11 protein-coding genes are annotated in these 14918 nt (G+C 67.6%); 9 read left to right on the forward strand and 2 right to left on the reverse strand.

Annotation, left to right across the window (positions count from 1 at the left end; all coding sequences use genetic code 11):
* Positions 1-141: 141 nt before the first annotated feature.
* Positions 142-603, reverse strand: coding sequence for a DUF3817 domain-containing protein (locus FSY98_RS06585; protein ID WP_144875079.1), 462 nt, complete (start codon positions 601-603; stop codon positions 142-144).
* 94 nt (positions 604-697) lie between these two features.
* Between FSY98_RS06585 and FSY98_RS06590 the strand changes: the two genes are divergently transcribed.
* On the forward strand, positions 698-1615 hold the full coding sequence (locus FSY98_RS06590) for a helix-turn-helix domain-containing protein (RefSeq protein WP_144875081.1): 918 nt from the start codon (positions 698-700) through the stop codon (positions 1613-1615).
* A gap of 45 nt (positions 1616-1660) precedes the next feature.
* On the opposite strand, the gene FSY98_RS06595 is transcribed toward FSY98_RS06590, so the two are convergent.
* Entirely contained in the window at positions 1661-2860 is a 1200-nt protein-coding gene (locus FSY98_RS06595; RefSeq protein ID WP_144875083.1) for an MFS transporter, read from the reverse strand.
* A gap of 227 nt (positions 2861-3087) precedes the next feature.
* Between FSY98_RS06595 and FSY98_RS06600 the strand changes: the two genes are divergently transcribed.
* The 8 genes from FSY98_RS06600 to FSY98_RS06635 all read left to right on the forward strand — a co-directional run bounded on the left by FSY98_RS06600 (position 3088) and on the right by FSY98_RS06635 (position 14842).
* Positions 3088-5757 (forward strand): glycoside hydrolase family 98 domain-containing protein, encoded by a 2670-nt coding sequence (locus FSY98_RS06600; RefSeq protein WP_144875085.1) that lies wholly within the window; start codon positions 3088-3090, stop codon positions 5755-5757.
* 96 nt (positions 5758-5853) lie between these two features.
* Positions 5854-7980, forward strand: coding sequence for an alpha-galactosidase (locus tag FSY98_RS06605; protein ID WP_144875087.1), 2127 nt, complete (start codon positions 5854-5856; stop codon positions 7978-7980).
* 63 nt (positions 7981-8043) lie between these two features.
* Positions 8044-9216 (forward strand): ROK family transcriptional regulator, encoded by a 1173-nt coding sequence (locus tag FSY98_RS06610; RefSeq protein WP_186307566.1) that lies wholly within the window; start codon positions 8044-8046, stop codon positions 9214-9216.
* A gap of 56 nt (positions 9217-9272) precedes the next feature.
* Positions 9273-10550 (forward strand): ABC transporter substrate-binding protein, encoded by a 1278-nt coding sequence (locus FSY98_RS06615; RefSeq protein ID WP_144875091.1) that lies wholly within the window; start codon positions 9273-9275, stop codon positions 10548-10550.
* A gap of 35 nt (positions 10551-10585) precedes the next feature.
* Complete coding sequence (locus tag FSY98_RS06620) at positions 10586-11476, forward strand: carbohydrate ABC transporter permease (protein ID WP_144875093.1); 891 nt, start codon at positions 10586-10588, stop codon at positions 11474-11476.
* Complete coding sequence (locus FSY98_RS06625; protein WP_144875095.1) at positions 11473-12291, forward strand: carbohydrate ABC transporter permease; 819 nt, start codon at positions 11473-11475, stop codon at positions 12289-12291. The genes FSY98_RS06620 and FSY98_RS06625 overlap by 4 nt, the downstream gene beginning before the upstream one ends.
* 26 nt (positions 12292-12317) lie before the next feature.
* Positions 12318-13652, forward strand: a complete 1335-nt coding sequence (locus FSY98_RS06630) for an alpha-L-fucosidase (RefSeq protein WP_222119118.1) — start codon at positions 12318-12320, stop codon at positions 13650-13652.
* Complete coding sequence (locus tag FSY98_RS06635) at positions 13649-14842, forward strand: Gfo/Idh/MocA family protein (RefSeq protein ID WP_144875099.1); 1194 nt, start codon at positions 13649-13651, stop codon at positions 14840-14842. The genes FSY98_RS06630 and FSY98_RS06635 overlap by 4 nt, the downstream gene beginning before the upstream one ends.
* The last annotated feature ends 76 nt before the right edge of the window (positions 14843-14918 follow it).

Raw genomic sequence — 14918 nt, forward strand, 5'->3', positions numbered from 1 at the left:
TTCGGACACGGAGCGTCATATGCGACGTCACACAGAGCGATATGCCGCGCGGAGCCCGCGGATGTGCAAGCGAGGGGACCAACGCCGCCGAGGTGCCGACGCCGAGCCGTCACGCGCCGCCGGGATGCCGACGGCGAGCCGTCACTTGCCGCCGGGGGGACCCGCCAGCAGCAGGATCACGTACAGGGCGACGATCGCGACCACGAGCAGGATCGCCAGCACCCACGGCCGCTGCAGGAACCAGCGCATCAGGCGGTCGTACCAGCGCGCGTCGCGAGGGTCGTCGGTCTGCGCGAGACGCCACTCCCCGGTCAGCCGGCCGGTGCGGTGCAGCCAGATCTCAGCCGGGATCGTCGCGTAGGGCACCACGGCGCTCACGATCGCGACGATCGCGACACCCACGTGCCAGCGCTGATTGAGGGCGACGAGGATCGCCGTGGCTCCGTAGGCGAGGAAGACGAAGCCATGGATGCCGCCGCCCACCGTGACGACGACACCGGGGGCGCCGACGGCGCGGGCGATGATCGCCGCGATGAGGATCGTCCACGTGATCGCCTCCGCGATCGCGAGAACACGGAAAAGGCGGCCGGGTGAGCGGAACACAGGACTCCTCGGATCGGTGTCCTGCCAGCGTAACCGGGGGTCGCGCCGGTGCCGGAATCGGAATACCGGTCGCTCCGCGGATGTTGGCGAAGGCATGCAGACGACCGCTCCCTCCGCCCTCGCCCGGGTGCTCGACGGCGTCGACCTCACCGTCGGTGTCGCGCGCCGCGTCACGATGCGCATCGGCGAGCGCCTGTCGCTCCCGGTCGGAGCCGCGGCCCTCGTCTACATCGCGGAGGGCACGGTGCACGGGCACCCGCCGCTGAACACCGGATGCCGTCTGGACGTCGACCGTGCCTCGACCCTCATCGCGGTCGACGAGCGCCCCGCCGACACGGCGCTGACCCTCGGCGACGCGTTCCTCACGCTCGGCCGCACGGCGTTCTCGCTGCAGGCGTCGGAGCAGTCGGACGTCGTCGTGTTCGATCTCGAGTTCTCGCCGGTCGCCGAGTCCCTCGTCGCCGCGTTGCCCGATCCTGTCACGGTGATCGCGTTCGACGCTCTCGAGCCGGCCGCCGCCGCCCTCGCCGGAAGCATGGGCCCGACCGATCCGCCCGGCTCCCCCGCGCGACAGGGTGACCCGCTGATCTGCCGCATGATGGCGAAGACCGTGCTGCTGTCCGTCATCCGCGCGTGGGCCGCGAACGGCTGCGCACCGGAGGGATGGCCGACGGCATCCCGTGATCCGTTCCTCGACCGGGTGGTCGAGGCGATCCACGACCAGCCTGGCCGGGAGTGGACCGTCGAGAGCCTCGCGAGCGTGGGCGCCATGTCGCGGTCGGCCTTCGCCGAGCGGTTCCGCCTCGCGATCGGCCGCTCGCCCGCCGACTACGTCACCGAGGTGCGCATCGACGCGGCGAAGGGGATGCTGGCGGCCGGCCGCACCGTGTCGGAGACGTCGCGCGAGCTGGGCTACGCCTCCGACGAGGGGTTCAGCCGGGCCTTCCGCCGCCGCACGGGCATGACCCCCTCGGCCTGGCGGGCGTCGCAGCGCACGCCGGTCCCGGCCTGACCCGCGCCGGCGCGCGCCGAGCCCGAGCCCGCTGCGGCTCGCGCCTCACCCGAGGGCGGCGCGGGAGCTGACCCGGTTCGAGACGCCGAAGAGCACCGCGCCGAGCACCAGCACGACCGCGCCGATCACATAGACCACCTCGACGCTCAGGGTGTCGACCAGCAGTCCGCCGACGCCGGCCGCGAGCGTGATCGCGCCCTGGAACCCGACGACCACCAGGCTGCCACCGGCCTCGAGCCGGTCGGGCATGCGGTGCCCCACCCAGGTGTTCGCGACCAGCAGCCACGACGAGAAGAAGCCCCACACGAGCACGACGATGCCGACCCCGATGACCGTGCCGGAAAGCAGGATCATCGCCAGCACCGACACCGCGATCACGGCCGGCGCGAACACGGCGAAGAACGCGAAGCGGCGATCGATGATGAACCCGATCGACAGGTTGCCGGCGAGACCGCCGAGGCCGAACAGCGCCAGCAGCACGACGATCGTCGAGGCGTCCACGTCGGGGATGCGCTCGAGCGCGATTCGCACGTAGGTGTACGCCAGGAAGTGTCCGAGCACGACGGACACGTGCCCGATCATGCCGAGCGCGATCCCCGGCCGGCGCAGGGTGTCGACGAGGAGACGGATGCTGGACGCCTGCTCCGCCGGCACCGACGGCAGCACGAACCTCAGCGCCACGGCCAGCAGGACCATGAGCACGCCGGCGATCGCGAACACGGCCTGCCAGTTCACGAACTCGCTCAGCATGACGCCGAGCGGCACACCGGCCACCGTCGCGAGCGAGACGCCGGCCGAGGTGAACATGACGCCCCGGCCCAGATGCTCGGGTCCTGCGAGGCGCACGGCGACCGTGATCGACATGGCCCAGAACGCGCTGAGCGCGGCACCCAGCAGGAAGCGCGCCAGCAGCACGATGATCAGGTTCGGCGCGATCGCGACGACGAGGTTCGACACGGCGGCGGCGAGCGCCATCCACACGAGCAGCGACCGTCGGTCGAGCCGCGGGAAGATGAGGCCCACCGTGGGGGCGACGACGAGGCCGACGAGTGCGGTGACGGTCACGGTCTGCCCAGCCTGACCCGGCGTCACGCCGAGCGCGTCGGCCATCTCGGTGAGCACGCCGTTGGGCAGGAACTCGGCCGTGACGAGCAGGAAGCCCATCAGCATCAGCACGGTGAGTCCGCCGTAACGGATCCTGTCCGCGCGGGAGGACGTCACGGGAACGGGGGCGGTCGTGGTCATGCTTCCAGCATCACGGTCCGGCGCACGTTCCGCCCGACGCCGCGTCCACGGCATCCGACCGTTCGTCCAGGCGGGCCTCCGCTGCGACGCTGCAGCGCGACGCGGGCGGCTCGGATCGGATCGGATCGGATCGGATTATGAAACCAGTTGACGCGCGCGGAGCCCGGTTTTACGGTCCAAGAGGGATCAGCAACTCCCTTTCATAACCCGTAGACACAGGAGCAACGATGACGTTCTCGCGCGCACTCAAGAGAGGACTGGGGGCCGCTCTCGCCGCCCTCGTCCTCGCCCCGTTGGGGGTGGTCGCGGTGTCAGCACCCGCGGCGGCCGCCGAACCGCTGCGGAGGGAGGTGTCGCGGGAGAAGCCGCTGTTCATCACGAACTTCTACAGCGGGGCGGAGGGTCCGAACGGCACTGACTCGCCGCTGGATCTCTGGGCGGCGATCCCCGACGACCTGAAGCCGAACACGGTGGTGATGTTCATCCCCGGGAACTCAGCGCGGAATACCCCCGCCAACCTTTCATACCTGACGTCGCGGGCCGACCAGGCGCAGGCTGCAGGCATCCCGTTCATCGTGCAGGCGCTCAACGGCGAGACTCCGGCACCCGAGCGCATCCCCGTGTCATTCCTGCGCAACCTCGCAGAGACCCATTCGATGATGCAGGGGGTGAACGGTGCTGAGTTGTACAACGCCGCAGGCTTGACCGGCTCCAATCACGCCGGCCACCTCGCCGAACTCGCACAGATGGCGGTGGATGAGGGTCTGCACTTCGTCTGGACCGACACCAACATCGTGGGCTCCGGTGGCACGATGCTCCGCTGGATGGAGGAGAACGCGACCCTCCTGTCGGTGATGCGGTCGAATCCGCAGAACATCATCCTGATGAACAAGGAGTCGTTCGGCGACAGCGACACCGACGCTTTGAATCTCGGCATGTGGCTGTCCGGATCGATCGGCAACTGGGGTTCGTCGTCCGACTGGTGGCACTGGGGACTCAACCGCTACAGCCGCCTGTTCCAGGGGGGTGGCGGAGAAGTCTGGAAGGACATCATCCAGTACCCCGAGGCGATGACCGTCCAGTCGATGCTCAAAGTCGTGTCTCAGGGAGGAACCGCGTTCAAGACCGAGGCGCAGTGGTTCACGAACGCGACCGGCGGTCAACGTCTTGCCGGCTACGAGTTCGCCATCATCCCCTTCCTGCGCGATCTGAAGTCGGGGGCGATCAGGATTCCGACCAAGGCGGAGGTCCTCGCCCAGAACAAGATGGTCTACAAGGGCAACGCGTACGACGACAACACCATCTGGGATCACTCGAAGTCCAACATCTTCCCGCGCACCGGACGGTACGGGATCATCCCCATGGTGCCGTGGACGATTCCGAACAGCGATCTGAACATGTTCGAGAACATCGCCACCACCGGTCAGACGCAGGCGTGGTTCGACGCGCTCTACCCTAAGGAGGAGCTCTCGTCGAACACCTTCCTCCTGCACAACACCGACACCTGGTACTGGATGAACCATGCCGAGAACACGCCGACGACCGCCCAGTCCTCGTTCAAGCCGCGGCGGTCCGCCGCGAGCTCGGTGGGGATCAGTGCGCCGAATCACACCTTCGCTGTGATGACGGAGTCCGCCGGGAAAGTGGACTTCATCGTCAACAACTATCGGACGAATAAGGACAATGTTCGCACCGAGACGCTGTACGGCAGGGCACCGGGTACGGACTTCAACGACGCCGACGCGGTCGACTACGTCTACGACTACACGAGCGTGAAGCGCGACGCCGCCGGCAACCCGGTCGTCGACGCGAACGGCAACGTGCTGACCGCGGCGAATCGTCTTCTCAACGATCGTTCACCCCGCGACATCCGCACCACCCAGGTCACGGTCAAGGGCACCTGGCAGGGAGCGCAGCCGCAGGTGACCTTCGCCGCAGACACCACCGCCACCCGGCCGTATACGCAGTCGTCGACCTGGGATGCGGCGACCAAGACACTGACCCTCTCGATCGTGCACAACGGTCTGGTGAAGTTCAGCGTCCGCACCGATGGACCTGGCGCTCCGGTCACCGAGAACCTGGCTCTCGGCAAGGCGGCGACGCAGAGCTCCACTTACGCAGGCGGAGACGGAGCCGGACCCGCCTTCCGAGCTGTGGACGGCATCACCGACGGGGCCTATGTGAACGGCTCGGTGTCGCACACGAATCCGCAGTCGAACCCGTGGTGGCAGGTGGACCTCGGGCAGGACCGCTCCATCGGGCAGATCGAGGTGTGGAACCGCACCGAGAACGCGCAGCGCCTGGCCGACTACAAGATCGAGGTGCTCAACGCGAGCAACGCCGTGGTCTGGTCGAGCACACGCAGCGGGTTCCCGGCACCGAGTGAGCTCGTGAGCACGGGCGGCGTGATGGGCCGTTACGTGAAGATCAGCACCGCCGGCACCGACCGCATTCTGCAGCTCGCCGAGGTCGTCGTGCGCCCCACCGCCGCTCTCGCGCAGGGCAAGACGGCGACGCAGAGCTCGACGTACTCGGGATCCGACGGCACGGGGACCGCGTCGAAGGCGGTCGACGGCGTCACCGACGGCGCGTTCCTGCACGGCTCGGTCTCCCACACCAACCATGAGTCGAACCCGTGGTGGCAGGTGGATCTCGGCGCGTCCGTGCTGATCTCCGAGATCCAGGTCTGGAACCGCCTGGAGAACGCCGAACGCCTCTCGGGCTACAAGGTGGAGGTGCTCAACGCATCGAACGCCGTGGTGTGGTCCAGCACGCGTACCGGCTATCCGACACCCTCGGAGACCGTCCTCACCGGTGGCACGACCGGGCGGTACGTCAAGATCACCGTTCCGGGATCGGGCAAGTACGTCCAACTCGCCGAGGTCGTCGTGCACTGACCCGCGGGGCATCGATCGGCGACCCGGTGCTCACCCCGGGTCGCCGATCGGTGTGCGCCGCCCATCACCCGCCCAGTTGAAGAGAGCCCCGAGAGTATGCAGGTTCCGCACCCTGTCCACCACCTGCGCCGCGCCGGCGTCAGCGTCATCGTCACGGTGAGCGAGGGTCGCCTTCCGCGCATCCTGCACTGGGGTGCAGACCTGGGGCCGCTCGATGACGCCGAGCTGTCGGCCGTGGAACGCGCGGCGCTTCCCCCCCTGGGCGACTCGGTGATCTACGCGCCGCAGCCCGTGCCCATGCTGCCCCAGCTCGCGGAGGCGTGGCTCGGCGAGCCCGGCCTCACGGGCAGCCGCGGCGGCGCGGGGTGGGCTCCGCTGTTCCGAGACGCGGTCGCGCGGCGTTCGGACGACGAAGAAGCCGACCGCCTCATCGTCCTGGCCGCGGATCCGGAGAGCGAGCTCGAGGTCGAGATCGAACTCGAGCTGCTCGGGTCCGGCCTGCTGCGCACTCGCGCGTCGTTGCACAACCTCGGCGCGGCGTACCGCGTAGATCGATTAGCCCTGGGCCTCCCCGTCCCCCCGCGAGCTGAGGAGCTCTTCGACCTGGCCGGTCGGTGGGCGCGCGAGCGGTCTCCGCAGCGCCGCCCGTTCGACATCGGCAGCTGGGTGCGCGAGGCGCGAGGCGGCAAGCCCGGCTTCGAAGCGCCGACTCTGACGATCGCAGGGGAGACCGGCTTCGGCTTCCGTCACGGCGAGGTCTGGGGAGTCCATCTCGCATGGAGCGGGAATCAGCGCATCGTCGCCGAGCGGACGGCCGGCGGCACGCGGATGCTGAGCGGCGGCGAGCTGCTCCTCCCGGACGAACTCATCCTCGGACCCGGCGAAGAGACGGTCACGCCCTGGCTCTACGGCGCCTGGGGCCACGGCCTGGACGAGCTCGGCTCGCGCTTCCACGCCTTTCTCCGCGCCCGCAGGAGGCACCCCTCGTCCCCGCGCCCGATCCTGCTCAACACCTGGGAGGCCGTGTACTTCGATCACGACGAGGCACGGCTGATCGCCGCCGCCGAGCGGGCAGCGGCCCTCGGGATAGAGCGCTTCGTTCTCGACGACGGGTGGTTCGGCGCACGTCGGAACGACCGTGCAGGGCTGGGCGACTGGGTCGTCTCGCCTCAGGTATGGCCGAACGGTTTGGAGCCACTCGCTGAGCGGGTGCACGAGCTCGGTATGCAGTTCGGGCTCTGGTTCGAACCCGAGATGGTGAACCTCGACTCCGACCTCGCGCGCATGCACCCCGAGTGGCTCTTCGACGCCGGACACGGGGCCGGCATCGCCTCTCGACATCAGCACGTGCTGGACCTCGCCCACGAGGGCGCGTACGGCCATGTACTCGACCAGATGAGCGCTCTGATCGAACGGCTGTCGGTCGACTTCCTCAAGTGGGATCACAACAGATCCCTGCTGGATGCCGGGCACACACCGGACGGAGGCGCCGGCCACCGCGCGCAGACTCTCGCGCTGTACCGGCTGCTCGATGCATTGCGCGAGCGGTTCCCTGCACTCGAGATCGAGTCCTGCTCCAGCGGCGGTGCCCGCATCGACCTCGGGATTCTGGAACGCACCGATCGCGTCTGGGCCTCCGACTGCAGCGACCCGCACGAGCGTGCGGACATCAACCGCTGGACTTCGCTGTTGCTTCCCCCTGAGCTGATCGGAACGCACGTCGGCGAGTCTCGTGCATACTCCACCGGCCGCCGCGCCGATCTCGGCTTTCGGGCGGCGGTCGCCGCAATGTGGCAGATGGGCGTCGAGTGCGAGCTCGGATCGCTGACCGACGATGACAGATCCGAGCTGAACGAGTGGCTCACGTTCCATCGTGATCACCGCGCCGTGCTGCACACCGGGACCATGGTGCGGTCCGACGTGAGTGGAGCTGCCGCGACGATGGACGGCGTCGTCGGCGAAACGGCCGCGATCTACCTCTACCTCGTCCGCCGACGCCCCGCCGACTGGCCAGTCGGACGTCTGCGGTTCCCCGGGCTGGACCCCGCCCGCAGATACCGCGTGCGCGCCATCCGGTCGCTCGATGCACACCAGTCCCCACCGTGGGCGGATGCGGATGTCGTGATGACCGGACGGGTGCTGCGTGAGGTCGGCGTGGAGGCACCAGCCGTCGATGTCGACGACCCGGTGATCTTCGTCGTGGACGTCGAATCCGCGCCTTGACAACTTAGGAAACCGCGTTTTATAAATGGGGTACTTAATTTCCGACCGATGAGGGAGTCGATCGTGTCACAAGGAGCAGCAGCCACCGCTGAGCAGCTCGTCGACCTGCGCCGCGCGAACAGTGCGAAATGCGCGTCGGCGATCCTGTCGATCGGGGCAGCCACGATCGCCGAGATCGCCGTCGAGAGCGGCCTGTCCCGTCCGACGGTGACCGCGCGACTGCTGGATCTGCAGGCGGCCGGCCTCGTCCGCGAGCTCGCTGCAGAAGCGCCGAGAGGCGCGGGCAGGCCGGCTTCCCGTTTCACGTTCGTCCCTGACGCGATGGTGGTCGCCGGCCTGGAGCTCGGCAAGCACGTCGAACGCCTGATCCTCACCGACCTGGTCGGGCACGAGCTGTGGCACGGGCAGCGCGACGTGACGCTGTCGAAGGCGGACGAGCGACTCTCGGACGCTGCAGCCTGGGTCGCGACGATCGCCGAGGGACTGGGCAGGAGACTGGGGCGCGTCGGGGTGGCCGTGCCGGGTTCGATGGACCCCGCGGGCGTTTTCGTCGAGAGTGCCGCGTTCGAGGAGTGGCGCGGCCGCGCAGTGCCCCCGATCGTGAAGGGCGCCTTCAGCGTCCCGGTCGATGTTCTGCACGACGTGGCGAGCGCGATGCACGCCGAGCAGCGCATGGGAGCCGCGGTCGAGGTCGACACCTTCGTCCTGCCCGTGCTCTGGCATCGGGTGAGCGCGGGCATCGTCGTCTCCGGACGTGTCCATGGGGGTCACAGCGGCCGATCGGGCAACCTCCATCAGCGAGCCGACCTCCTCGACGCGGCGTCGGCTGACGATCTCGAGTGGCCGTCCGACCCCGAGGTGACCTCGATGGTGCGCGCAGAGGCCGAGGGCGACACCGCGGCGGCCACCTCCCTCGACCGCTTCAGCGACCTCGCCGCCGAGCAGATCGCGATGCTGCAGCTCGTGATCGACCCCGAGATCATCGTGCTCCACGGCCCCCTCGCGGGGCACGAGTCCCTCGTCGAACGCGTGACCGCGCGTCTGAACGAGATCGTGCCAGGCTCGGCCCCCGTCGTCATCAGCGACTTCGGCCAGTACGGAACGGTGATCGGCGCCGTCCTCTCCGCCCTCGATGGCGCCTCCGACGACCTCATCGGCCCCGGTATGGCGCCCTACATTCTCGATCGCAGCCGGCTGTCTGAGGCGATCGGCGGTCGCGCACCCGTTCTGGGGTGAGCGACCGGCCTCCCCGGGCGACCGCTCCGGGGATCCACCACAGCAAGGAAGAAACAATGTCGAAGAAGACTGTGCGCATCGTCGCGCTCACGGCGGCCGCCGCATCCCTCGCCACCGTCCTCGCCGGGTGCTCCGGCGCCTCGGGCGGCGACGGAGGTACGGGCAAGCCTCTGGTCTACATGGTGCCCAGCAGCTGGGCCAACTACGAGGGCCTGCAGGAGAACATCGACGCCTACACCGAGAAGACGGGAGTCGAGGTCGAAGTGCAGGGCGTGCCGGACGAGCAGTACGACGGCAACGTCCGCGCGAAGCTCGCGTCCGGAGGCGGCGTCGACATCTTCGCCGGGCTGAATCAGGAAAAGGATCCGGGCGCGTTCATGCTCGAGATCACCGACCCGAAGTTCCAGAGCCGCATGTCGGAGACGGTCTTCGAGTCGATGGAGTCCGAGGACGGCAAGCTCTACAGTGTGCCGGCCGCGGACGGGCTCAGTTCGTTCGGCATCTTCTACAACAGGGAGGTGTTCGCCGCCGCCGGCGTCGACACCGCACCGGAGACGCTGGACGAGCTGACGGCGGCGTTCGAGGCGGTGAAGAAGAGCGGTGTCACTCCGCTCTTCGTCTCGGGCAGAGACGGCTGGACACTGCTGCAGCACCGCAACGCCGTGAACACCGATTTCGGAGCCGACAACCCCGACCTTTTCGCGGACCTCGAGTCGAACGAGACCACCTGGTCGGAGATCCCCGGCTTCACCGAGCAGTATCAGACGCTCGCGGACTGGGCGAAGAACGGTCTGACGAACTCCGACCTGCTGACGGCGGGCTACGAGCAGGGCACGACGGCGGTCGCCGAGGGTACAGCCGGGGCGATCATCAACGGCAGCTGGGTCATCGGCGAACTGCGCGGGGCGAACCCCGACGGCGAGTTCGGGTTCCTCGCGCTGCCGAATCCGGTGGGCACCACGAAGATCGCGCTGAGCCAGCCGAACATGATGCACATCGCGAAGGACAGCACGCAGGCCGAGACTGCCCGCGAGCTGCTCGAATTCCTCATCGAGCCGGCTCAGGTGGAGAACTTCCTGGCCACAACTCCGGGTATCCCGGCCTACACCGACGTCACCCTGTCCGAGGTCGACCCAGCCATCGCCGACATGCAGGTCTGGGTCGATGCCGGCAAGGCGGCCGTCGACACCACGCGCTTCCCGTACCCGCAGGACGATCAGATCGCCGCGTACCAGGAGCTCCTCGCCGGGCGCATCGACGTCGCCGAGTTCAGCGCGCGGTACGACGCGGCGTGGCAGTCCGCAGGCAAGACCGCGGGCATCGAAGGGTTCTGAGCTCCACAGCTCTCGGGGAGAGGAAGAAGACACGAATGAAGAGCATTTTCGTCGCGCGGGCCTATCCGAGGACATTCCTCCTGCCCGCCATCGTGATCTTCACGATCTTCTTCCTCTTCCCCGCCATCCTCGGCCTCTGGCTCGCCTTCACCGATGCGTCGACGCTGTCGCAGACGCAGCAGTTCATCGGTCTCGCGAACTTCGAGCTTCTCTTCATCGACAATCTCCCGGGGTTCGCGAAGTCCGTGGGTCTGCAGTTCCTCTACGCCATCATCGTCACCGTGCTGAAGACACTGGTGGGCGTGGCGCTGGCGTTCCTGCTCGATCGAGTGTTCCGGGGCAACCACGCGCTGCGCACGATCGTGTACCTGCCGATGATGCTCTCCACGATCGTCGTCGGCTCGACGTTCTACTACCTCCTCGCGAACGACGGCCCCGTCAACCAGGCGCTGCGCGGGATTGGGCTCGGATTCCTCACGCAGGACTGGTTCGGCAACTTCGACCTGGCGCTGTACACGGTCGGCGTCGTCGAGACCTGGATGGGTGTGGGCTGGACGATGGTGATCGTGCTCGCCGCCCTCCAGGCGGTTCCGAAGGATCTCATCGAAGCCGCACACCTCGACGGCGTCTCGGCCTGGCAGATGGCGCGGTACCTCAAGATCCCGTTCATCTCGCACGCGATCACTCTGACCTCGCTGCTGTCGTTCGTCGGCGGCATGAAGGCCTTCGACATCATCATCGCCACCACGGGCGGGGGCCCGGGAACAGCGACCAGCGTGCTGACGATCTTCAACCTCAAGGCGCTCAGCACGTCCAATCTCGGGTACGCATCGGCGGTCAGCTTCACCCAGTTCGTCGTCGTGACGGCGATCGCCCTCGTTCTCAACTCCCTCATCGCTCGACGCACGAAGGCGAACGACCTGTGAAGACACGCCCGATCCCGCTCACCCTCACCTACATCGCCGCAGCGGCAGTGCTGCTCATCTACGTCACACCGATGCTGCTGATCCTGCTCAACTCGGTGAAGTCATCGGCGGAGGCGGCGACCTTCACCTTCGCGCTGCCGGAGACCTGGATGTTCTCGAACTACGCGACCGTGCTGAGCGATCCGGTGATTTCCCGAGCTCTCCTCAACAGCGTGATCATTGCCGTCGGGGTGACGGCCGGGAGCATCGCCGTGTGCTCGCTCGCGGCCTACGTGATCGCGCGACGCACAGACTGGTTCAGCAAGGGCGTCTACAGCTATTTCCTGGTCGGCCTCATCGCGCCGTTCGCCGTGATCCCCGCGATCCGCCTGCTCCAGATGGTCGGGCTGTCGGGTACGCACCTGGGGCTCATCCTGGTCGACATCGCGGGACAGATACCGTTCACGACCCTGTTGCTCGTCGGCTTCATCCGCCAGATCCCCCGCGAGATCGACGAGGCGGCGCTCATCGACGGGGCGGGTCCGTTCCGCCTGTTCTTCCGGATCATCTTCCCGCTCATGCGCCCGGTCACCCTCACCGCCATGGTGCTGATCGTGACCTTCGCCTGGAACGAGTTCCAGAACGTTCTCTTCCTCACCAACTCCGACGTCTGGACCCTGCCGATGACGATCTTCAACTTTCAGAGCCTGCATTCATTCGACTACGCGCTCGTCTCCGCGAATCTCGTGGTCACTGCCCTGCCGATGGTCATCGTCTTCCTGCTCGCGCAGCGGTACATCATGTCGGGAATCATGGCCGGAGCGGTGAAGAGCTGATGTCCTTCCTCTCCGAGAGGCCCGTCGTGACCGACCGTTTCTCCCGCTCCGCCTGGTTCCGGGACGCCCGCTTCGGGCTGTTCGTCCACTTCGGCGGTTACACCGTCATCCAGGACGAAGCGTGGTGGCGTTCGATGGAACGCGTCTCGATCGAGGACTACCAGCACGCGATCGACGGATTCCAGCCCGCGCGGTTCGACCCGGCGAAATGGGCGGACGACGCCGTCGCAGCCGGGATGAAGTACGCGGTGATGGTCGCGAAGCACCACGAGGGCTTCTGCCTCTTCGACTCGAAGCTCACCGACTACACCTCGATGCACAACGGGTTCGGCCGCGATCTCGTGCGGGAGTTCCTCGACGCTTTCCGCTCGCGCGGTCTCAAAGTCGGCCTCTACTACTCGCTGCTCGACTGGCACCATCCCGACTATCCCGCCTTCGACGACGACCACCACCCGCACCGGGGCGATCCGGCGTGGGCCGACCATCGGCCGGACTTCCCTCGCTATCTCGAGTACATGCACGCGCAGGTCGAGGAGCTGGTGTCGAACTACGGCACGCTCGACATCCTCTGGTTCGACTTCTCCTACGGGTCGATGGTCGGCGAGACCTGGAAGGCAGACGAACTCCTCGCGATGGTCCGACGGCATCAGCCCGACATCCTCATCAACAACCGTCTGGAGACGAGCGGCGGGGGCTTCGGGTCGCTCGTCGACGAGACACCGAGCGACTGGGCGGGCGACTGGGTCTCACCCGAACAGCTCATCCCCGCCGAGGGCATCCGCAACGTCCGTGGCGAGGCGGTGCCGTGGGAGGCGAACTTCACCCACAACAACAACTGGGGCTACTTCCGAGGCGATACGGCGTTCAAGTCGACGCGAACGATCGTGCGCAAGCTCGTGGAGGTCGTCAGCAAAGGCGGCAACATGCTGCTGAATGTGGGACCGCAGCCGGACGGAGCGTTCCCTGCGGAGTCGGTGCGGATGCTGCAGGAAGTCGGCTCATGGATGGAGCGCAACGGCGAGAGCATCTACGGAGCGGGGATCGCCGACGTCCCGAAACCGGAATGGGGCTACTACACGCAGCGAGGCGACACGATCTGCGCCCACGTCTTCGAGGGGCCGATCGGGCCTCTGGCACTGACCGGCATCGACAAGGCCGCCGTGCGGGCCGTGCGGCTGCTGACCACGGGCGAGGAGCTCACGCCGGTGTCGTTCTGGCTGACCGAGCCGTACCCCGACACCCTGTTCCTCTCGTTCGGCGACAACCCGCAGTTCACCTATCCGCTTCCCGACGACATCGACACCGTGATCGCCATCGAGCTCGCGGATGCCGCGGAATCAGAACGGCCGGCCGACGAATGACCGCGGTGGCTCGCCAAGACCTTCGGATCGGCATCGTCGGCTTCGGTCTGCGCTCGATCCTCTGGCGGGACTTGCATCGCCCGGATGCGGGATCGACGGTGACAGCAGTGCTCGACACGAGCGAGCGCGGGCGTGCCGACGCGCGCGCCGCACTGCCCGACGCGCTCGTCACGGACAGCCTCGACGCCTTCCTCTGCGCGGGACTCGATGCCGCGGTCGTGCTCACACCCGACGACGCCCACCGCGTCGTCGCCGAGCCGCTGCTCGACGCCGGCATCCCCGTGTTCTGCGAGAAGCCGCTCGCGACCACTCTCGACGATGCGGATGCCTTGCTCGAAGCCGCCTATCGCAGCGGAACGAAGCTCTACGTCGGGCACAACATGCGGCATATGCCGGTCGTCGTCCTCATGCGTCGGCTGATCCGGGAGGGCGCGATCGGCGACGTCCGTGCGATCTGGTGCCGGCACTTCGTGGGCAACGGCGGCGACTATTACTTCAAGGACTGGCATGCGGATCGTCGGCACACGACCGGCCTCCTGCTGCAGAAGGGCGCGCACGATCTCGACGTCATCCACTGGCTCGCCGATGCGCGCACCGAGCGTGTCAACGCCATGGGGTCGCTGAGCGTGTACGGCGAGATCGCTGATCGGCGCGACCGCAGAGGCGAGCGGATGTCGGACTGGTGCGACGTCGAGAACTGGCCGCCGCTGACGCAGACGGGTCTCGCTCCCGTGATGGATGTGGAGGACCTGTCGCAGATGAACATGGCACTCGACAACGGCGTGCTCGCCTCGTATCAGCAGTGCCACTTCACCCCCGACTACTGGCGCAATTACACGATCATCGGCACCGAGGGTCGGATCGAGAACCTTGGCGATGAGACCGGCGCGCGGGTGCAGGTGTGGAACCGTCGACACGGAGGGTATGCGCAACCCGATCAGGTGCATGTGGTGCCTGAACCCCGGGCCGGCGCCCTGCACGGCGGTGCGGACCGTCTGCTGATCGACGAATTCCTCGACTTCGTCCGCCATGGCGGTGCGACCGAGACGTCCCCGGTCTCGGCACGGGATGCCGTCGCCGCCGGGATCGCCGCGACCGAGTCGTTGCGCGACGCCGGCACGCCGCGCGACGTGCCCCCGGTGCGGGACGAGCTCCGCCGCTACTTCGCAGCGGGTCAGACGAGGCCGTAGGCCGGGGCTCACCGACAGACCTGTCGCTGCGGCGCGGGGAGCGCGGCGCGCCGTCACCGCCCGTTCACCGCGCGAC

It is taken from the genome of Microbacterium sp. 1.5R (assembly GCF_007667425.1).
Classification (GTDB): Bacteria; Actinomycetota; Actinomycetes; order Actinomycetales; family Microbacteriaceae; genus Microbacterium.